Genomic DNA, 21,074 nt, shown 5'->3' on the forward strand with positions numbered 1-21,074 from the left:
CATGGCGACACCACCGGACGGCACGAAGGCCGACGTCAAGAAGGAACTGCTCAAGTTCCTTCTCCTCCAGGTCAAGGACGACCGCCTGGACGTCGGCCTGGCCAAGGAGTTCATCAAGGCGATCGGCACTCCGCAGCAGGCCCGCGACGGCGACGAGCCGGTCGCCGTCGTGGGCATGGCCTGCCGCTTCCCCGGAGCACCGGACAAGGAGGCGTTCTGGGCCAATCTCCTCGAAGGCCGCGAGCACATCGGGGACTTCCCCAAGGCGCGGGAGGAGGACCTGCGCAGGGTGGACACCGCGTCCCGGCTCCGCAGGGGCGGCTACCTGGAGCGGATCGACCTCTTCGACCCCGAGTACTTCGGCATCCCGCCGCAGGTCGCCACGGAGATCGACCCGTACCACCGGAACCTGATGGAGGTCCTGATCGAGACGGCGGAGGATGCCGGGTACACCAAGAGCGGGCTGTACGGGGCGAACGTCGGCATCTTCGTCGGTAACGACCACACCCACCGGATGAGCACCTCCTACCTCCAGTTCCTCTCGCAACGGGACTTCTCCGCCTTCACCGGCTCCTGGTCCGGCATCCTCGCCAGCCGCCTCGCCTACCACCTGAACCTGAGGGGGCCGGCCACCGTCGTCGACACCGGCTGCTCGTCCGGGCTGGTCGCCCTGGACACGGCCGTGAAAGCGCTGCGGCAGGGCGACTGCGACACCGCGTTCGTCGCGGCCGTCAACCTGCTGCTCGCACCGACGAGCATCGGAGACGGCGCGGAGTCCGGCGACTGCCGGGTGCGGGCCTTCGACAGCGGCGCGAACGGCACCGTGTGGAGCGAGGGCGTGGCCGGGGTGTACATCAAGCCCCTGTCGCGCGCCGTCGCCGACGGCGACCACGTCTACGGCGTGGTCCTCGGCAGCGCCGTCAACAACGACGGCCGCAGCAACGGCCTGACCGCCCCCAGTGCCAAGGCGCAGAAGGAGCTGCTGGTCAAGGCTTGGAAGCGGGCAGGCATCCCGCCGGAGACGCTGTCCTACATCGAGGCGCACGGCACCGGCACCGCCCTGGGCGACCCCATCGAGATCAAGGGGCTCACCGGTGCGTTCGCCGAGTTCACCGCGAAGAAGCAGTTCTGCGGGCTGGGTTCGGTCAAGACCAACATCGGGCACTTGGTCGGCGCGGCCGGCCTGGCTTCGCTGATCAAGGTCTTCCTCTGCCTCGACCGGGGGGTCATCCCCGGCTCGCTCCACTTCGACGTTCCCAACGACCTCCTGGACCTCCCGCGGTCCCCCGTCTACGTCCAGGACCGCACGAGCGCCTGGGAGTCCACGACGCCGCGCAGGGCAGGGGTGAGCAGCTTCAGTCTCAGCGGGACCAACTGTCACGTCGTGCTGGAGGAGGCACCCGCCGCCGCTCCCCGCCCGCAGCCGTCGGGCGGCTTCCTCTTCCCGCTCTCCGCACGCAACGAGGAACTCCTCGCCGAGACCGCGGCACGGCACCTGGCCCACCTGGACCGGAATCCGGAGTACCGACTCGACGACGTCTGCTTCACCGTGCAGACCGGCCGCGAACACCAGCCGGTGCGGGCGGTCGTTCTGTGCGACAGCCGCGCGGGGCTGCGCGAGGGACTCAGCCAGGTGACACGGGCGTACGAGGGAGGCGGCAGGACCACCCCGGGCTGCGGGACCCGGACGAACGACCGGGACGGGCAGACCGAGCGGTTCCGCGTCCTGCGCGGCCCCGCCGCCACGCCGCTCCCGGAGCCGTACCGCCACCTCGCGGACGCCGTCACCGGCTGGTTCGCCGCCCGGCCGCGGCCGTTCGCCGCCCTGCACCAGGACGCCGACGCCCGCCGGGTCCCCCTGCCGGCCCAGCTCTTCCACCACGTACGGCTGTGGGACGAGAGCACCCGCCCCGCGCTCGTCGACGCCGCCGAGCCGCCGGACGCGGAGGACCCGAACCCGCTGTCGGAGCCGTCGCGCCTGCACGGCGAGGAGGACCCCGCCCCCGCCCGCCGAGCACTCGCCCGGGTCTGGTCCGACGTCCTGGGCTACCCGGTGGTCCGGGGCACGGACGACTTCTTCGCCCTGGGCGGGGACTCCATCTCCTCGCTGCGCATCACCCAGACCCTCAACGCCGTGTTCGCCCTGGAGATACCTCCCGCCACGCTGCTGGCCGACCGGGTCTTCGACGACTTCGCCGAAGCGGTGGTCCGGGAGCACGGGTTGACCGACGCCCTCGTCCGGTCCGTCCTGGGCGACCCCGAGCCCCTCCCCGTCGCACCGGAAGTCCCCGGAGGTCCGGAGCCGGAGGCGTACGAACTGCCCCTCACCGCCGCCCAGCGCAGCGTGTTCTTCGCGAGCCGGCGCGACGAGGAGTCGGTGGCCTACAACGAGGGCGGTCTCGTGGTGCGCCGCGACACCCTGGACGCGGCCGCCCTGGAGGCGGGGCTACGGGTGCTCGTCGCCCGGCACGACAGTCTCCGCGCGACGTTCCACACCGCCGACGGCGTCCCCTTCCAGCGGGTCCACCCGAACGCCCCGGTCTCCGTGGAAACGCGGCGGCTCGCCGCGCCCGGACCGGGCGAGAGCCACGAGAGCCTGGCCCGCGCGCAGATGCGGGACTTCGTCCGCCCGTTCCGGCTGGACACCGCACCCCTGCTGCGTGCCGCGTGCTTCGCCTTCGACGACGGCGTGACGTGCCTGGCGATCGACATGCACCACATCGTCACCGACGGCGCGTCCATGGGCGTCCTGTTCCGTGAACTGGCCGCCGTCGCGGAGGGAACGCCGCTGCCTCCGCTGCCGAAGAGCTATCGCACCGCCTGGGGCGAGCTGCTGAGCCGTCAGGAGCGCGGCGCCCTGACGGCCCAGCGGAAGCACTGGGCCGGCGTGTTCGCCGAGGAGCCGCCCGTCCTGCGCCTCCCCACCGATCTGCGCAGGAGCGACACCATCACGGCCCGGGGCGCGAAGCTGTTCACCACCCTGGACGGTCCGCTGCTCGACGCCGCGAAGCGCTGGGCGGCCGCGCACGACATCACCCCGTACATGCTGTTCCTCGGGGTGTTCCAGCAATTGCTGTCCCGGGTCTGCGGGCAGCGCGACATGGTGATCGGCGCGCCGGTCATGGGCCGCCCCGACCTGACGTACCAGAGTCTCATCGGCATGTTCGTCAACACGCTGCCGCTGCGCCTCTCCGCCGGCCCTCAGACCGGGATCGACGCGTTCTTCCGCGCGCTGAAGTCGACCGTGCTCGACGCGTTCGCGCACCAGGACTACCCGCTGGAACTCATCGTCGAGGACCTCGCCCCGCCGCGCGAACCCGGGCGGCGACCGCTGTTCGACGTCTGCTTCGTCCATCAGAACGCCGACATGGGCATGCGCGGCGAGCGACTCGTACCGTACGACGACGGCAGCGCCAAGTACGACCTGACGCTCAGCACCCGCGAGACGGACGACGGACTCGTCCTGATGTGGGAGTACGCCACCTCCCTGTTCCGGCCGGAGACGATCGCGCTCTGGGCCGAGCGCTACGAGCAGCTGCTGCGTTCCGTGATCACCGCCGAGGACGGCGACCGGCTCGACGGGCTCGCGCTCGTCCCCGCGCGGGAGCAGGAGCTGCTGCGGCGGATCGCCGAGGGCCCGGCCGGACCCGTCGGGAGGCGGGACATCGTCCGCCTCTTCGAGGACCGGGCGTCGGCCGACCCGGACAAGGCCGCACTGATCAGCGGCGAAAGCCACGCGGACGGCGGCTCGTTCGGCGAGGGCCGCCTCTCGTACGGCGAACTCAACGCCCGCGCGAATCGGATCGCCCACGGACTGATCCAGCAGGGCTCGGCTCCCGGATCCCCGGTCGCCCTGCTGATGGACCGTTCCTTCGACATGGTTGCCGCAATCCTGGGCGTACTGAAGGCGCGCTGCCACTACGTCCCGCTCAACACCGGCTTCCCCGCCGACCGGCTGCGGCTGATCGTCGAGGACTCCGGAGCGGGGGTCCTGCTCGCGTCCGCAGCCCGCCTGCCGGCGGCAGCCGGCGTCGCGTCCGAGGGCCTGCGGATCCTGGCCCTCACCGACGTGCAGGACTACGGAAGGGCCGCGCCGGGTTCGGACGGCGGCACCGCCGACCCGGGCCTGCCCGGTGGCGCGGACGATCCGGTCTACATCATGTACACCTCCGGCACCACCGGGGCCCCCAAAGGCGCCCTGATCCGGCAGCGGGGCGTGCTCAGGGTGGCGCACCGGGCCGCCTTCGCCGACGCCGACCCCAGCGACACCTTCCTGTTGCTCTCGGACTACTCGTTCGACGGCTCCGTCTACGACATGTACGCGGCGCTGGTGAACGGGGCCTCGCTCGTCGTCACGGACCGGGAGTCCGTGCTGGACGTGCACCGGCTCGGGGAGACCATCCGGCGGCACGGGGTGACCCGGTTCTTCATCACCATGTCGATGTTCAACACGCTGGTCGACTACGCACCCGACGCCCTCACCGGGGTGCGCCGGGTGATCTGCGGGGGCGAGGCCGCCTCTCCCACGCACATCCGCAAGGCCTTCGACCTGCTGGGTCCCGGCCGCATCGCCAACGGTTACGGCCCCACGGAGACCACGGTGTTCGCCGCCGTGCACGTCTTCGACACGCTCGACGACCACGACGCGATCCCGATCGGCAACGCGATCACCGGCACCTCGCTGCGGGTTCTCGACGACCGGATGCGACCGGTGCCGATCGGCACGGTAGGCGAGCTGTACATCGGCGGCTCCGGCCTCGCCGACGGCTACCTCAACCGCGCCGAACTGACCGAGGAACGGTTCGTCACCTCAACCGAGTTCGCCGGTGAGCGGCTCTACCGGACCGGCGACCTCGCCACGTTCCGGAGCAACGGCCTGCTCTACTACCACGGCCGCGTCGACCAGCAGGTCAAACTGCGCGGCTACCGCATCGAACCGGCCGAGATCGAGGCCGCCGCCCTCGCCGAGCCGTACGTCGGGTGGGCCCACGCCGGCGTTCACGCGTCCGGCGCCGGCGGCAGGACACTGTGCCTGTGGGTGCGGTACTCCGACGAGGCCGAGCGGGACGGCTCACGGCTGCGCTCCGCGCTGCGGCGCAGGCTGCCCGACTACATGGTGCCGCCGCTAGTCGTGGCGACGGACAAGGTGCCGCTGAACAAGAACGGCAAGGTCGATGTCGCGGCCCTCCCGGAGCCCGTGGCCACCCGGGGTGGATCGACGGCCCGCCCGGTGGGCGAACTCCAGCAGCGGATGGCGGCCGCGTGGTCACACGTGCTCGGCGTCCCGGTCGACGACATCGACGCGAACTTCTTCGAACTGGGCGGCGACTCCATCAAGGCCATGCAGATCGTGGCCAAGTTGAAGGAGCACGGCATCGAAGTGCGGGCCATGGACCTGCTGGAGCACCAGACGACGCGTCTGCTCGCCCAGCGGGCGGCGGACACCGCCCCGGCCGCCTCCCACGGCCCCGGCCACCCCCAGGAGCCGCTGTCCGGTCCGGTCCTGCCGGGTCCCGTGCAGCAGGACTTCCTCGCCGTTCCCGAGAACCACGCACAGGTGTACAACCAGAGCCTGCTGATCACGCTCGACGCCCCCTGTCCGACCGAGCGGCTGGCGTCGGCCGTCCAACGGTTGGTGCGCTACCACGACATGCTGCGGATCGAGATCGACGCCCTCGGCGGTCTGCGCATCAGGGACGTCGACGCTGCGGGGCTGCTCCATGTACGGGAGGCTCCGGCGGACCTGGCCGAGGCGGACCTGCCCGGGTACCTCGCCGATCTCCAGGCCCAGGTGGACGTCCAGGGCGGCGCCGTCGTCGCCCTCGCTACCGGGCTGGGCAAGCAGCGGCGGCAACTCGCCCTCGCCGTGCACCACATGGCCGTCGACGTGGTGTCGTGGGGAATCCTGGTGGAGGACCTGCTCACCTGCCTGTCCGACCCCGGCTCCGTCCTTCCCCCGAAGACCATGCCTTTCCCCGCGTGGACCGCGGAGCTGCGGCGGCACACCGAGGAGGGCGGTTTCCACGCGCAGCTCCCCTACTGGAAGGAACTCGCACGGCGGGCGGAGCACACCGGGCCGCTGTTCGAGACGGACGACGAGTGGCTCGTACGCGGCGAGAGCGACGCCGAACTGCTGCGGCTGACGGTGACGACGGCGGACGGCGCATCGCTCTTCGACGCCGCGCGCCGCAGCCACGGCGCCGGCCCCGCCGACGTGCTGGTCGCCGTGGTGGCCCGGGCGTTGAGCACCGTGTGCGGCCGGAACCAGGTCCTGCTGACCATGGAGGGGCACGGCCGCGAACCCCTCGCCCACGAGCACGACCTCAGCCGTACGGTGGGCTGGTTCACCAGCACCTTCCCGCATCTGGTGGACGTGGCGGACGACGTCCGGGAGACCGTCGCCTCGGTACGGGACTCCTTCGCCCGCCTCCCCGCGAAGGGCGTCGGCTTCGGCCCGCTGCTGCGGTTCGGCGGGCGGGACGACGCGACCCTGGCGCGGGTACGCCCGCAGGTGAGCTTCAACTACCTGGGCGACCAGACCGAAGGCCACGTCGGCGTCACGCACCTGGCCAGGGACCTGACCACCGACGCGGCCCACCGCTCGCCGTGCGTCCTGGACATCACAGCGCACCGGACGGGCGACAAGGTGGTCGTCGAGGTCCGCCATCCGCGCGCGTGGACGCGGAACGGCACCGGGCCCGCCGTCGCCGAGGCGATCCGGGCCTCCTTCCACCAGGTCAGCGAGGTGCTGACGGACACGGACGGGCCCGTCGTGCACGCCCCCTCGATCGACCGGCACGTGGTCGACGACATTCTGGCCGACCTCCTCGACGACATCTAGGCACCGAGCCCTCAGGGCACTGGGACTCCGAACGGGACACGTACTCACTCATGGTTGAAAAGAACAATATCGAGTCGATATCGGGCCTCGCCGCGATGCAGAAGGGAATGCTGTTCACCTACGTGGCCGACGGCGCGTCGGACGCCTACGTCGAGCAGTTCGACTTCACCGGAGCCGGCGACATCGACTCCGGTCACCTGCGCGAGGCGCTGGCCGCCCTGTCGCGCCAGTACGACATCCTCCGCTCGGTCTTCTCCTTCCGGAACACCGACCACCCGTACCAGGTCGTGATGAAGGAATGGACGCCCCCGCTCGACGTCCTCGACCACGCGGCGTCCCCCGACCCCGCGCACGCGCTCGCCGCGTTCAAGGAGGCCGACCGCGCCCGGGGCTTCGACCTGAGCAAGGACGTGCTCCTGCGCGCCACGCTGATCCGCACCGGCCCCCGGCGGTGGCACCTCGTCCTCACCTTCCACCACATCATTCTGGACGGATGGTCGCTGGGCCCCCTGTTCGGAGCCCTGTTCGGCCACTACGACTCCCTCGTCCGCACGGGCACGGCCGCCCGGCACCCGCAGGTACGCCCCTACAGCGACTACGTGGAGTGGGCCGGGCGGCAGGGCACGGAAGAGGCCCGCCGGTTCTGGACGGACGAACTCGACGGCTACGAGCGGCCCGCCGGGCCGCCCGCCGTGCGCACCGCCGACGGATTCCGAGCCGCCACCCACCGGTTCGTGCTGCCGGACGAGCTGTACGACGGGCTGAAGCGCTTCGCTCGGGAGAGCCGCGTGACGCAGAGCGCGGTGTTCCAGGCCGCCTGGGGCGTCGTCCTGCAGAAGTTCCACTACACCGACGACGTCGTCTTCGGGAGCGTGGTCTCCGGCCGGGACATCGACCTGGACGGCGTCGGCGACATGGTCGGCCTCTTCGTGAACACCCAGCCGGTCCGGGTGCGGACCGCGCGGGACACCTCCTTCGCCGACCTGTGCCGCAGCGTGCAGGACGGATACCGCAGAGCGGTCCCGCACCAGCACTTTCCGCTGCACGAGGTGCAGGCGGCCACGCCGCTCAGGAACGCCCTGCTCGACCACGTGGTCGCCTTCGAGAACTACCCGCTGATCGAGAAGCTCCAGGACTTCGGCGCGGGCGACGAGGGCCTGCGGCTGGAGAACGTCGAGGTCTTCGAGCGGACCGACTACGACTTCCACGTGGTGGTCACCCCGCTCGCGGAGTTCGGGGTGACCTTCTCCTACAACGCCCGTCTGTACGCCCCGGAGGTACTGGACACGCTGCAGGCCGCCCTGGTCCGCGTGCTGGCGGCGGCCGTCGGCGACCCGGAGGTCCTGGTCCGCCGGATCGGGATCGCGGAGCCGGCCACGGCCGCTCCCGCGGCTGTGACGCCGCTCGCCGCGAAGCCGTCCCTGGTCGACCACTTCGACGCGGTCGTCTCGGCCCACGGCGAACGGACCGCCCTGGTGTGGCGGGACGCGGAGTTCACCTACCGTCAGCTCGACCGCTGGTCGGACGCCGTGGCCCGCCGGCTGCGCGAACGCGGCGTAGCCCCCGGCACGGGCGTCGGCGTGCTGTCCGACCGCCGCCCCGAGCTGATCGCGGCGATGCTCGGCGTGCTGAAGAACGGCAACCACTACGTACCCGTCGACACCAAGGACGCGGCCCCCCGGATCGCCCAGGTCCTCGACGACGCGGACGTACGCCATCTGTGCACCGTGGGCGCTTTCGCCGCACTGGTCCCGGACGGCGTGGAAGCCGTCCGCGTCGATGAACTCCACCAGAGCGAAGCAGAGTTCACCCGGGCCTCGGGAACGAGCGACGACATCGCCTACCTGATGTACACCTCGGGCTCGACCGGGCGGCCCAAGGGCTGCCACATCACGCACCGGAACGTCCAGCGGCTCTTCACCGACCAGACGTACTTCGCGTTCGGCGACGACCAGGTCGTCCTGATGACCAGCTCGCCCGCCTTCGACGCCTGCACCTTCGAGATCTGGGGGACCCTGCTGTTCGGCGGGAAGCTGATCCTGCCCGATGAGGTGGACGTCCTCGACGGCGGCCGGTTGCACGCTCTGCTCACCCGTCACCGGGTGCGTTCCCTGTGGCTGACCGCGCCCCTGTTCCAGCAACTGTGCGACCGGGGCCCGGAGATCTTCCGCCCGCTCGAGCACCTCCTCGTCGGAGGCAGCGCGGTCCCCAAGCACCACACGGCCAAGCTGCTCGAAGCCTGCCCGGGCATCCGGGTCAGCAATGGCTACGGCCCCACGGAGAACACCGTCTTCTCCGTGGTCCACCGCATCACCGCCGGTGACCTGGACAGGGAGCGCATCCCCATCGGGCAGGCCCTGAACCACACCTCCGCGCACGTCGTGGACAACGGGCTCAATCCCCTGCCGCCGGGGGCCGTCGGCGAACTGTGTCTCGGCGGCGAGGGGCTTTCGCCCGGCTACCGCGAGCGGCCGGAGCTGAACCGTGAGAAGTTCGTCACCGTCCCCGCCCTGCCGGGCGAGCGCCTCTACCGCACCGGTGACCTGGTCCGCGCACTGCCCGACGGCGTCCTGGAGTACCTGGGACGCACCGACGACCAGGTCAAGATCAACGGCTTCCGGGTCGAGCTGGGGGAGGTCGAGTCCGCACTCGCGTCGGTCGACGGGGTGGCCGGAGCCGCTGTCCTCGCGGTCGAGGAGAACGGGGCGAAGAGCCTGCGCGGGTACTACCTGTCCGAGGGCGCGAGCGGCCCTGACGGCCCGGGCGGTGCGCTGAGGCCCGAGGCCGTCCGGGAGGCGCTCACCGCTGTGGTCGCCGGATATCTGGTGCCGGCGGTGCTGGTGCCCGTCGAGAAGTTCCCCCTCACCAAGAACGGCAAGGTCGACCGCCGCCTCCTGGAGACGGTGCGTCCGCCGGCCCCGGCCGCCGCCGGGCGCACGATGCCCCGTGGTCCCGCGACCGAGACGGAGCGGACGCTGTTCGCCCTCGTGGCGGACCTCCTGCCGGGCGTCGCCCTCGACAGCGACCGCAACTTCTTCGACCTCGGGCTGAACTCGCTGAACCTGGTGACCCTCAGCAACCGGCTGCGCAAGCGGCTGGGCCGCGAGGTGCCCGTGCCCCTGTTCTTCGAGCACACCTCGCTCTCCGCCCTGGCCACCGCCCTCGACGCCCCGGGCCCGGACGAAGGGGGCCCCGTCGGCAGCCCCCAGGAGGCGTCCGCCGAGGAGCGCGAGGAGGAAGAGGCGCTGAACGCGGGCCGATTGCTGACCCAGTTCGACTTCGACGACGAATGACGCAGCAGGACGAGAAGACTGAGCGAGAAGCGGGAAGAGGAACACGACAGTGCCTGAGCACAAGGAATCCGAGCGCGGCCACACCGGGCTGGAGCTGGCAGTCATCGGGATGGCGGGGCGGTTCCCGGGTGCCGAGAACCTCGACGACTTCTGGAGCAACCTCGTCGAGGGAGTCGACGCGGTGTCCCGCTTCACCGACGGGGAACTGATCGCGGCGGGAGTCTCCCCGGAGGACCTCGCGGACGGGAACTACGTCCCGGCCCGGGGCGTCTTCCCGCGCCTGGAGAGCTTCGACTCCACGTTCTTCAACTACACCCCTGCGGACGCGTCGATGCTGGATCCGCAGGTCAGGGCCTTGCACGAGGAGGTCTACCACGCCCTGGAGGACGCCGGATACTCGGCGGAGGGGCGCAGTGAGTCCATCGGGCTCTTCCTGGGAGCGACGAACAACGTGCCCTGGGAATCGCACACCCTGCGCACGGCCCTGTCCCGGTCCGGGATGCTGTTCGCCGGAATGCAGCTCAACGACAAGGACTTCGCCGCCACGCGGATCGCCTACGCCCTCGGCCTCAAGGGACCCGCGCTCGCGCTGCACACCGGCTGCTCGACCTCGCTGGTCGCCGTCGACATGGCCTGCCGGTATCTGTGGACCGGCGCCTGTCAGATTGCCGTGGCCGGCGGGAGCGGCCTGACGCTCCCGCACCGGCGCGGCTACCGCTACCAGCCCAACATGATCCACTCCCCCGACGGCCGCTGCCGGGCGTTCGACAAGTCGGCGGCGGGCACGGTGGAGGGCAACGGCGCGGGAGCCGTCGTGCTCAAGCGCCTGGAGACCGCCCTGCGGGACGGGGACCGCATCTACGCGCTGATCAAGGGCTCGGCGACCAACAACGACGGCAACCGCAAGGTCGGTTACGCCGCGCCGAGCATCGAGGGCCAGGCCGAGGTCATCCGCAAGGCGCACCGCGTCGCCAAGGTGACCCCGGCCCAGCTGTCGTACGTCGAGACGCACGGAACCGGAACAGTTCTCGGGGACCCCATCGAGGTCGAGGCGCTGCGCAAGGCATTCGGCCCCGGCCCCGCGGGCACCGTCGGCATCGGCTCGCTGAAGTCGAACATCGGCCACCTGGACACCGCGGCGGGAGTGGCTTCGCTCATCAAGGCGTGCAAGATCGTCGAGAGCGGCACGGTCCCGGAAAGCCTCCACTTCGAGGAACTCAACCCCGTCATCAGCCTCGACGGCAGCCCCTTCTACGTGGTGGGACAGCAGGAGGAACTGCGGCGCAAGCAGTCTCCCGCCCAGCACGCGCTGCCGGTACGGGTGGGCGTGAGCGCGTTCGGGATCGGCGGCACCAACGCCCATGTGGTCCTGGAGGAAGCCCCCCGCCCGAAGCGCCCGGCCCCCACCTCCGCCGCCCGGCGCCACCACACCTTCGTCCTGTCCGCCGCCTCTCCCGACGCACTCGTACGGCTCAAGGGAGACGTCGCCGAGCACCTCGCCGCACATCCGGACACCGACGGCGGCGACCTCGCCTGGACCCTCCAGAACCGCCAGCGGCAGCTCCCCTACCGCTACGCCGCGGACTTCGACGACGTCGGCCGGCTCACCGCGCGCCTGCGGGAGTCCCTGGACGCCGACGAGCGACCGGCGCACCTGGGGCGCGCCACCCGCAGCAGCGTCCACTTCCTCTTCACCGGCACGGGCTCCCAGCACCTCGGCATGGCCCGCGACCTCTACGCGCACGAGGAGGACTTCCGCGCTCACCTCGACGAGTGCTTCTCCCTGGCGGAGTCCTCGGGCAACCCGGTGCCCCGCGAGGTCTTCTTCGGCGACGACGCCTCCACGGAGAAGCGGCTGAACTCCATGGAGACGGCTCAGATCGTTCTGTTCATGCTGGAGTACTCCGTGGCCAGGACCCTGATCGGGTGGGGCGTCACGCCCAAGGGAATGATCGGCCACAGCACCGGCGAACTGGCCGCCGCCTGCGTCGCCGGGGTGTTCTCCCTGGCGGACGGCATCCGCCTCGTGCAGGCCAGGGGAGGCCTCATGGCGGCCACTCCCGAAGGCGCGATGACCTCGGTGAAGGCGGCGCGGGGCACGGTCGCCGCGCTGCTGCCCGACGGCCTGGTGATCGCCACGGTCAACAGCCCGCAGGACTGCACGGTCTCCGGATCGATCGCGGACGTACGGGAGTTCGAGGAGCGGTGCACGGAGCGCGGAATCGAGTTCAACCGCGTCAAGGACCTCGCGCACGCGGCCCACTCCCCGTACATGGACAGCATGCTGGACGGGTTCCGCGAGGTGGCGCGGCAGGTGACGTTCGGTCCGCCGAGGATTCCGTACGTGTCGAACGTGACCGGCACGTGGATCACGCCGCAGGAGGCCATGGACCCCGAGTACTACTGCGCCCACATCCGGCGGACGGTGCTGTTCGAGGAAAGTGTCGAGACGGTGCTGGCCCGGGGGGATTCCCTCTTCGTGGAGGTGGGCCCCGGCAAGACGCTGTCGTCCTTCGTACGGACCATCGGCCGCGCGAGCGGCAGAGACGTCACCGCCGTCAACATGCTGCGCCACCGCATGGAGACGCTCGGCGACGACGCGCATCTGGCCCGCGTGGTGGGCAGGTTGTGGGAGGCCGGGGTGGCGCTGAACTGGAGGGCGTTCCACAGCGCGCACCCGCACCGCAAGCTCCAGCTGCCGCTCTACCCCTTCGACAGGACCGAGTACCCGGTCGACGTGACCGAGTTCCACCGGATGCTCGCGGACGTCGGCGACCACGCCGGCCACCCGGCCGGAGGGGGCGCGAGTCCCGGCGTGGCGGAGGGAAGACCGGGCACGAACAGCGTCACGGCCTCCCTGTCCGCCGCCTCCGCGGCCCCGGGCCCCGCACTCGCCCTGACCTGGTCGCGGACCCTGCTCCCCCGGCTGAGCAAGAGGGAGAAGCCGCGGCTGCCGGTGGTCTTCACCGACAACGCCCCGAAGCTGCGGCGGGTGCTGGAGGAACTGCCCCACTGGCGGACCCTGTACGTCACGTTCGGAGCGGCATACCGGTTCGACGGCGCCTCGGGAGCCGTCGTCCGCGCCGACCGTCCGGAGGACCTGCGGCAGCTCCTCGACGACCTGGACACGAACGCCCTCGCCGGTGACTCCTTCCTCATCCATCGTGAGGACCACGCCGCCGCCGTGCGCCTCGCACGCGACCTGTGCGCGGCCGCGCCCGGGATGCGGAACCCCGGAGTGACGGAGCTGCTGCTCCTGGACAGCGGCGACCACCTGCGGAACCGGCCCGACTTCCTGCCCCGGATCATCGGCCTGAACCACGAGGTGCCCGGATTGCGGACCCGGGTGCTGCGCTGCGACGCGCCGCTCACCGGCCGCGGAGGACGGGCGGCGTGGCGCGAGGGCCTGCGCCGCGAACTGCGGCGCGACGGTGCCCAGGAGGCCGCGGTCCGCTACACCGGGGGCGAACGCTTCACACCGGTGATGGCTCCGCTGCCCGGCCACCAGGAGCCCCCGGGAGCCCGCACCGGACGGACGGCGGTCCTGTGCCGGTCCGGCGACACGGGGCGGGTGCTGGCGGCGCTGGCCTCCGGCCCGCTGGACCGGGCAGTCCACCTGCTGCCCATCGGCACGGACGGCTTGCCCGCGCGGGCCCATGAGGGCACGGGGCGGATCACGGTCGCGGAGGGTGTCACCGGAGCGACCTGGTCCACGGTGACGTCGACCGCGGCCGCACGGTTGCACGAGCTGGACGGGATCGACGAGATCGTCCTGTGGGACACACCGCACACCCGAGAGGGGGAGGGATTCGGGCACGCCGAACGGCGAGAGCTCGCCGGGGCGCTGCGCGACGCGGCCGGCCGGCGGGGGGCCGGTCTGAAGATCCTGTCCCGGCCCGAACTCGACCGGCACGGCTGGGACGCGGGGGTCACCCGCTGGTTCGCCGAGAACGAGCTGATCGACGCCGCGCTCCGGCAGACGGGGGCGGTGACGAGGCTCTACTCCTTCGCGCATGTCGTCGACGACGGCTTCTCCGCGCTGCGGCTGCTGGCACGGCTGTGCGACTCCGGCATCCCGGTCGCGTATCACGGCATGGAGATCACGGCTCTGCGGCCGGTGCCTCCGCAGCCCGGGGAGGAAAGCGGCTCGTCGGCGGGCGATGGCCCGCAGCAGGGGCAGCAGGACGTCACCACGCTCATGCGACGGGAACTGACGGATCTGCTCGGCTTCGACGACATCGACACGAGGGACGACATCTTCGACATCGGTCTGGACTCGGTCCGACTGGTCCGCTTCCTCAGCGTGCTGGAGGAGCACGGCCACAAGGTCCTCGCCGGAGAGGTCTACAACCACTCCAGCATCGAAGCCCTGGCACGCTTCCTCGCCGCGCGCACGCGGGAGGAGCCCGAGGGAGAGCCCGCAGCGGCCACCGGGGCGACCCCCGCGGAAACGTCGGAGGCCGGGGCACCGGAAGTCACCACCGACAACCCCGCCGACGACCCCGCCCCCGACCTGGCCGACGTCTTCCGCACACTCGACGCGCACACCCGGCAGTTGCGCACCGCTCTCGCCGGACAACCGGTGAAGTGGACCTATCCGGTGACCGCCATGCAGAAGCACCACTTCGCGAGCGGCAGTGGACTCCAGCTCTACGTGCTGGAGTTCGACGAGCCCGTTGATGCCGACGCCCTGGAGCGCGCGCTGCGCGACGTGATCGGACGGCATGGACTCCTGCGGAGCTTTCTGACGCGTTCCTTCGGCAGGCTGCGGTGGAAGGAGTTCGAGGCCCCGACGAGCATCGCGCTGCCGAGGGCCGACCTGTCCGGGCTGCCCCCCGCGCAGCAGAAACGGGCACGGGCCCGGATCGTCGGCCGGGAGTGGAGCCCGGCCACCGACTTCCTGGACAAGCCCCTCTACGAGGTCGCACTCCTCACGTACCACGAGAGGGCCCACGAACTGCTGTTCCGCTTCGACCACTCGATCTTCGACGCGGCTTCCGGCCAGACCCTCAGGACGGACCTGCTGAGGCGGTACGAGGAGCTGGTGTCCGGCACCGGCCGGGCGATGCCCGCAGCGAAGAGCTTCCGGCACCTGCAACGCCGCATCCGCCAGGGCCCCGTGAACATCACGGCCGCCGGGATCATCGAGAAGTTCGACCTCCGGCGGTACGCCCGCGCGGGCAGGACGATCCTGGAGAGGTCGGCCCCGTATGCGGGCGGTCCGACGCACCGGGTCCGCCACGTCGTGGATCTCGACGGGTTCCGGGACGCGGACGGCACGGAGGCCGAGCCGTTCTCGCTGGCACTGCACCTGTATGCGCGGACGGTGGCCAGGCTGCTCTCCGTGGACGAGGTCTCGGCGGAGCTCGTGGTCCGCGCCCGCAGCTTCGGGGACGAGGACTTCGGTGAGGTCATCGGGATGGCGCTGGACAGCCTGCCGCTCGTGGTCCCGGTGGACGGCAGTGGCTACGACGACGGTCTGGCCGTTGCCGTCCAGGACAAGATCCGTGCCCTGGGCAGACACCACATCGGATTCCTGGACCTCGGCCACGACGTGCGCTCCCGCCTCGCCCACCACGAGGCGGTGGCGGCGACGAAGGGGCTGGGAGGCCGGGCCTCGTGCGTGTTCAACTTCGCCGGTCAGGCGGAGGGGGAGTACGACGCGGCCTGGGAAGCGGCGCTGGACCAGCCGTCGGGGACCGAGGGGGCGGACGGCTACGCCGACTGCTTCTGCGCGGCGAGGACCGGCGACGGCCGCCTGGAGCTGTTCGTCATGTCCCGCTGGGCGGACGGGCCCGAGAAGATCAGCAGCATTCTGGCCGAGGAAGCCCGCCGCCTCGTGCGGGATCGCTCGGCACGACACGAGACCAGCATGAGGAGTTCCTGATGAGCGATGTGCGACAGATCCCCCTGGTGTGCTTTCCGCACGCCGGTGCGGGCGCCCTCTACTACGGAAAGTGGCGGCACACCTTCCAGGACGGCATCGACCTGCGCATCGTCGAGTACCCTTTCCGGGAGCGCCGGCTGCGCACCCCGATGCCCTCCTCGGTGGAACTGCTGGCGGGAGAGATCTTCGCCGAGTTCGCCGACGTGTTCCGGGGCCCGTACGCCGTCTGGGGCCACAGCATGGGCAGCATCATCGGCTACGAGGTCGCGAAGCTCTGCCAGGAGCGCCTGGACAACCCCCCGCTGGTGTACTTCGGTTCGGGCTCCTCGGCGCCGAGCGGCTCCCGTTTCACCCGGGTACGGGACCTCGACTCGACGGCGGGCTTCAACGACGTGCTGCGACGTTACGGGGGCGTCGGCGAGGAGATCCTGCGGGATGCCGGTTTCGTGAAGTACATCGCACCGGTCATCGAGGCGGACCTGCGGCTGATGGGCGGTTACGTGGACACGGCGAGGGAGAAGCTGCGGTGTCCGATCGTCCTCATGCAGGGCCGGGAGGACGCGGTCACCTCGGGCCCCTGGGCGGAGTACACCGACGCGCCGCTGGAGGTGTTCGAGTACGTCGGCGGACACTTCTTCCACGACGCGCACCGGGCGGAGATGGCCGGACTCATGGAGTCCCGGATCCACACCCGCTGGCAACTCGCATCCGCCTCGCCCGACTTCACTCTCCCGGCGCCCTCGACCGCTCCCGGGCGCCGGTGACTCGATGTCGACGGTCCTGGTCTTCGACATCGACCGGCTCCCGGACACCGGTACGGCCCGCTTCCGGCGGGCCGTACCGGCCGACCGGCGGGCACGCGCGGACAACTACCACTTCCCGGACGACCGCAAGCGGTGCCTGGCCGCAGGGGTCCTGCTGCGCTACGCCCTCCTCGTCCACCACGGACTGCGGGAGGACGAGCTGCCCCTGTCCCGCAACAGATTCGGCAAGCCGTACCTGGCCCACCGCCCCGACCTGCACTTCAGCCTGTCGCACTCCGGCAGGTGGGTGGTGTGCGCGACGAGCGGCAAGCGGATCGGCGTGGACATCGAGCACGTCGACGCGGGGACCCGCGACATCGCCCACCGCTTCACTCCGGACGAACACGCCTACGTCGCCGCCGCACCGCCCGCGGAACGGGCCCGGCGCCTGATCCAGATCTGGACATTGAAGGAGAGCTATCTCAAGTGTGTAGGAAGCGGCCTGACCACACCCCTGAATTCCTTCAGCACCCACCCCGCCAGCCCCTCTCCGGCCCCCGGCCTCTTCTTGAAGCAGATCCCCCACGAATGCGACTACTGGCTGGCCGAGTGCGGTGAGGACGACAGCTCCATCGACCTCCGGCACACCGCGGCCGAGGACCTCCTCGCCGTCTGCTGACCGGGAGACGGGGCACCCGGAGGTCAGGCGCCCTTCGTAGCCGGCTCAAGGGGCCGGCTACAGGTGCAGTCCCACATGGTTCACGATGAACCGCTTCTCCTCGGAGTCGAGGGAGAGTAGATGCGTCCCACCTCGTTGGGCGAGACGGTGTCCGTACCTCCGTGGGCCTGCGCGGGAAACCTCGTCCCTTCCTGGTGCAGGATGGTCACGACACCCAGCTAGCGACCCACGGCGGCGGGCCCGAGCTCTCTGGGCGTCCTGTCCCGGCGCGGCCTGCATCGCCATCGCGACGCCGCAGGAGACCGGTGACCTCGTCCTGATGTGCTCGCACCGCCCTGACCGAACGTCGTCCGTCCGACCCGGACCATGACACGCGCCGTCTTCTCCTAGCTGCGCAACGCTGTTTCGGGGAAGCCGCCCGAGGCGCCCCGGCCACGCCGGACTCCAGGACTACGTCGACCACCTCGCGGCCCGCCTGGACAACCCGCACCAACGACGCGACGCTCCTCGCCTGCGCCGGATCGGCACGTAGGGCCGGGGCAACGCGCGGGAAACAGGGTCCGACCGAGGACCCCAGCGGCGACCTCGATGTACCGGCCGGAACACGGCCGTGCGGGGCGGCGTTGGCTGCGAGTTCCGCGACGAGCAGCGCGGTGGCGCCGGATGCCTCGCTGCCGTGCGGCACGCCCCATGCGTCGAGCTGGTGCAGCAAGAGCCGACGGGCAAGGTGCGCGCAACGCTGGGTGAAGCTGAACCGCTGGAGGAACTCAGCCGCGAAGGGTTGCGCATGGCCGGTGCGCGGCACAGGCGGTCACACCCGGCCGATCACGTCCGGAGACGGCATTGTGGAGGAGCTCGGACCGTGTCGAGGGGACACTCTCTGTGCTTCAGAGGTCTTGCAGGCGACTGCGCGGCGGCTGGTGCGACGGAGTTGACAAGGCGTCCGCGGCTGCTTCTATGTCGACGTCGACCTGGACTCTGCGGAACTGTTCAAGGGTCTCGAGCTCCTGGTCCGTGAAGCCGCCTTCGCTCAGACGAATTGCCTCCGCCAGGAATTGAATGGTCAGCCCAATGCGAACGGCATCCTCCGCGGCGCCGCGGTGGAGCGATCGATAGGACGTGGCAGTGGGGCCCTGCCAGCCGGTCTCGATGCCGTCGACGATCTCGTCCATGCGCTTGAACTGCTTGCCGACATACTCGCGCATGTCATCCAGATCGTCCGCCAGTTTTTTCAACTGCGACGAGGTATAGGCGAGTTTGGGCTCATCACCCATGCCGGTCCCCCACGTTTGAACCTGTGTTGCAAGCCGACCAACCCTACCAACACGAACACGACTTCACAGGCATCGGGTGTCACGCACACGCGCACCTTTATCACCTCTGCCGCCGAGGGGCCATGCTTCGAATTGGGCAGATACGTGACCCGATGCCCGCACGGACTCCGCAGACGTTTACGCCTATCCGGAACAGCACTATCTCAACTCGCTCTGCCGCAGCTGGATGAGAGTGTCCGTCACTGCATCGCTGGGGGCGGACCAACTCACCCAGGCTGTCGGTGCCATCACCAACCACCAGCAGGCCGAGCGGGAGGCCGCGATGCGGACCTTCTGCAGCGCCCTTTGGGGAGGAACGGCCTGGGGGCAGCGTCGGCACGGCTACCAGTGGGCGCAGACCGCAAACTCCGGTCCGGGCACGCCACGCGTCCCCACAGGGAGTCAGCCCGTCCTGGCCGTAGTGAAAGACACGGCCGATGACATCGCCACCATCCTGCGCGAGTACGCGGAAGCCGCCGTCGCCCTGAACCGCGACGTCAAGGACGAGCTCGACCGCGCCATGTGGAAAGCCGCCAAGGACATCATCGAGGACCTGGCCAAGCCCAAAAACCTGAAGAGCGCGCTCGGTGCCGCCACATCTCTCCTCGGCAGCGGCGCCGGCCTGCTCCTGTCGTTCGACGTCAAGACGGTACTGAACCTCGACACCGGCAAGCTGAACGGGATCGTCGCCAAATACACCGGCATCCTGGACGGTCTGACCACCCGCATGAGGGCGCTGGACGGGCCGCTGGGCGAGGCGTACCGCAGCGCCCCTAAGTTCGAGGCCGGCGTCGCCCGTGCGCACGGCTTCGGTACCCGGGCCCTGGAGGAATTCAAGGACTCGAAGGTCTGGCTGAAGGTTGATTCGAACGGCAACTACGACCTGAATCTCGCTGCCAACGAATATATGGAGAATGGCCATACTTTGGACAAGCACGTCGGAAAGACGGACGAGCAGTTGGCGCAGCGCCTGCGTGACCAGCAGTCGGGCGGCCCGACAGCGTCCTGGCCCCACGGCAAGCCGATGCCCAGCGGCTCCTCCGCCTTCCCGAGCTACCAGCGCGCCGAGGAATTGACCGAGCGCAACCTCAACACGAACAAGGCCGCCATCGAGGCATGGATCAAGGGGCCTCCGCCCGCCTCCAACGGCGACGTCAAGTCGTTCTACGACACGGTGCCCAGCGGCGAGACCAGTGGCCGCATAGTGAGTAAGCAGCCGGTGGACCCCAACGCCCCTCTGTCCGGGTACAAGCAGGGCAGTCTGAATGCCAAGGCGTACGGCGTGAGCGGTGTCGACACGCGTATCCGCTACGACAGCAGCCGCAACCCTCCGTTCACTGTCATGACGTCGATGCCCTCCAAGCCCTAGCGAAAGCCGAGAAAGGCCAGCACCACATGTCCGACGACCAGACGTCCTGGGAAGCCGCGGTACGCCACTTGTACGAGGACGCGTACCCGTACGACGCCACGGGCCCGCGTCGCCACGAGAACTGGGTCCTCGACGTCCTCGCTCTGATGGCACGGACCCCGGACCCCCGCGGTTGGACCGGTCTCGATGACGCGGCTCAGAACTCGGAGCGCGAGGCGTCCCCCACCTACCCCTTCGTCGCCCACCCGCCGGAGTACATCGCGAGCCGCCTCCAGGAGATCGATCGAGACAGCGCCGAGAACCTGCTCCTCGCCCTTACCGACGACGGCTGCACCCTGTCCAACCTGAGTCGCTTCGCCGAAAGCGAGACGGAGCTTCGGGCGATGGCGCGCACGATCCTCACGCGCTACGGGGACTCCGCCAGTTTCCACACCAACGTCAATAAGCCCGGTCACGTGAGCGGCACGCTCGACTTCACATCGTCGGGCTGGGCGTACAGCCCGTTGAGCGTGTACTCCGAGGACTACGGCCTGATCGTCGTCTCGGACACCGAGGTAGGCATGTTCTGGAACTTCGCCGACTACTGAACCGCCTGCCACCCGTGGGAGCTCGGCTCCTGACGAGGCAATTTGAGAGGATGCCCCCCTATCCCGATCCGCCTCCTATCCCGACCGGGAGACCGCCCAGTGGGCCGCCCAGCAGGTGGTGACCGCCAACGAACAGGCCGTCCACCGCTGGCTCGCCCAGAACACCCGGGTCCGCCTCACCCTCGAGGCAGCCTGGCCGTCCCGTGAGGAGCCCGTGGGCCGGGTCCAGCTGGAGGGCGACCTGCTGGCCGGCCCGCGGCCCCGTCGACGTGCCCGCGGCGCGCGTGGTGCTGCGCCGCGAGGCGACGAGTCCGCTCGGCTTCGTCGTCCACACGACCGTCCCGTTCTACCTGTAGGGGTCA

General features: G+C 70.3%; 8 protein-coding genes and 2 pseudogenes. 8 read left to right on the top strand and 2 right to left on the bottom strand.

The window, feature by feature from the left end; genetic code table 11:
• The first annotated feature begins 1 nt into the window (after window position 1).
• The 5 genes from ACFWRV_RS11820 to ACFWRV_RS11840 are packed head-to-tail and all read left to right on the top strand — an operon-like array spanning window position 2 to window position 17,443.
• The gene (locus ACFWRV_RS11820) at window positions 2-6,841 is read left to right on the top strand and encodes an amino acid adenylation domain-containing protein (protein ID WP_384332037.1); all 6,840 of its coding nucleotides are present in this window, start codon (window positions 2-4) and stop codon (window positions 6,839-6,841) included.
• Window positions 6,842-6,891: 50 nt separating this feature from the next.
• Window positions 6,892-10,134, top strand: a complete 3,243-nt coding sequence (locus tag ACFWRV_RS11825) for an amino acid adenylation domain-containing protein (protein WP_384332040.1) — start codon at window positions 6,892-6,894, stop codon at window positions 10,132-10,134.
• A 49-nt stretch (window positions 10,135-10,183) separates the two neighbouring features.
• Window positions 10,184-16,021, top strand: a complete 5,838-nt coding sequence (locus ACFWRV_RS11830; RefSeq protein WP_384332043.1) for a beta-ketoacyl synthase N-terminal-like domain-containing protein — start codon at window positions 10,184-10,186, stop codon at window positions 16,019-16,021.
• Window positions 16,021-16,785: a thioesterase II family protein gene (locus tag ACFWRV_RS11835; RefSeq protein WP_384332046.1), complete on the top strand. Its 765-nt coding sequence runs from the start codon at window positions 16,021-16,023 to the stop codon at window positions 16,783-16,785. Before ACFWRV_RS11830 ends, ACFWRV_RS11835 begins: the two co-directional genes overlap by 1 nt.
• A 4-nt stretch (window positions 16,786-16,789) precedes the next feature.
• Window positions 16,790-17,443, top strand: a complete 654-nt coding sequence (locus ACFWRV_RS11840) for a 4'-phosphopantetheinyl transferase family protein (RefSeq protein WP_384332049.1) — start codon at window positions 16,790-16,792, stop codon at window positions 17,441-17,443.
• A 598-nt stretch (window positions 17,444-18,041) separates the two neighbouring features.
• On the opposite strand, the pseudogene ACFWRV_RS11845 reads toward ACFWRV_RS11840, so the two are convergent.
• Window positions 18,042-18,248: pseudogene (locus ACFWRV_RS11845) on the bottom strand (ATP-binding protein); the annotation flags it as partial.
• Between the two features lie 82 nt (window positions 18,249-18,330).
• The gene (locus tag ACFWRV_RS11850) at window positions 18,331-18,717 is read right to left on the bottom strand and encodes a WXG100 family type VII secretion target (protein WP_384332052.1); all 387 of its coding nucleotides are present in this window, start codon (window positions 18,715-18,717) and stop codon (window positions 18,331-18,333) included.
• Between the two features lie 232 nt (window positions 18,718-18,949).
• On the opposite strand from ACFWRV_RS11850, the gene ACFWRV_RS11855 reads away from it, so the two are divergent.
• The 3 genes and pseudogenes from ACFWRV_RS11855 to ACFWRV_RS11865 all read left to right on the top strand — a co-directional run bounded on the left by ACFWRV_RS11855 (window position 18,950) and on the right by ACFWRV_RS11865 (window position 21,068).
• Window positions 18,950-20,125, top strand: coding sequence for an RNase A-like domain-containing protein (locus ACFWRV_RS11855; protein ID WP_384332055.1), 1,176 nt, complete (start codon window positions 18,950-18,952; stop codon window positions 20,123-20,125).
• A 26-nt stretch (window positions 20,126-20,151) separates the two neighbouring features.
• Window positions 20,152-20,712 carry a hypothetical protein gene (locus tag ACFWRV_RS11860; protein WP_384332058.1) on the top strand — a complete coding sequence of 187 codons (561 nt, stop codon included), beginning with the start codon at window positions 20,152-20,154 and terminating at the stop codon, window positions 20,710-20,712.
• 115 nt (window positions 20,713-20,827) lie between these two features.
• A pseudogene (locus tag ACFWRV_RS11865) lies at window positions 20,828-21,068 on the top strand (hypothetical protein).
• The last annotated feature ends 6 nt before the right edge of the window (window positions 21,069-21,074 follow it).

This window comes from Streptomyces sp. NPDC058576 (assembly GCF_042718715.1).
Classification (GTDB): domain Bacteria; phylum Actinomycetota; class Actinomycetes; order Streptomycetales; family Streptomycetaceae; genus Streptomyces.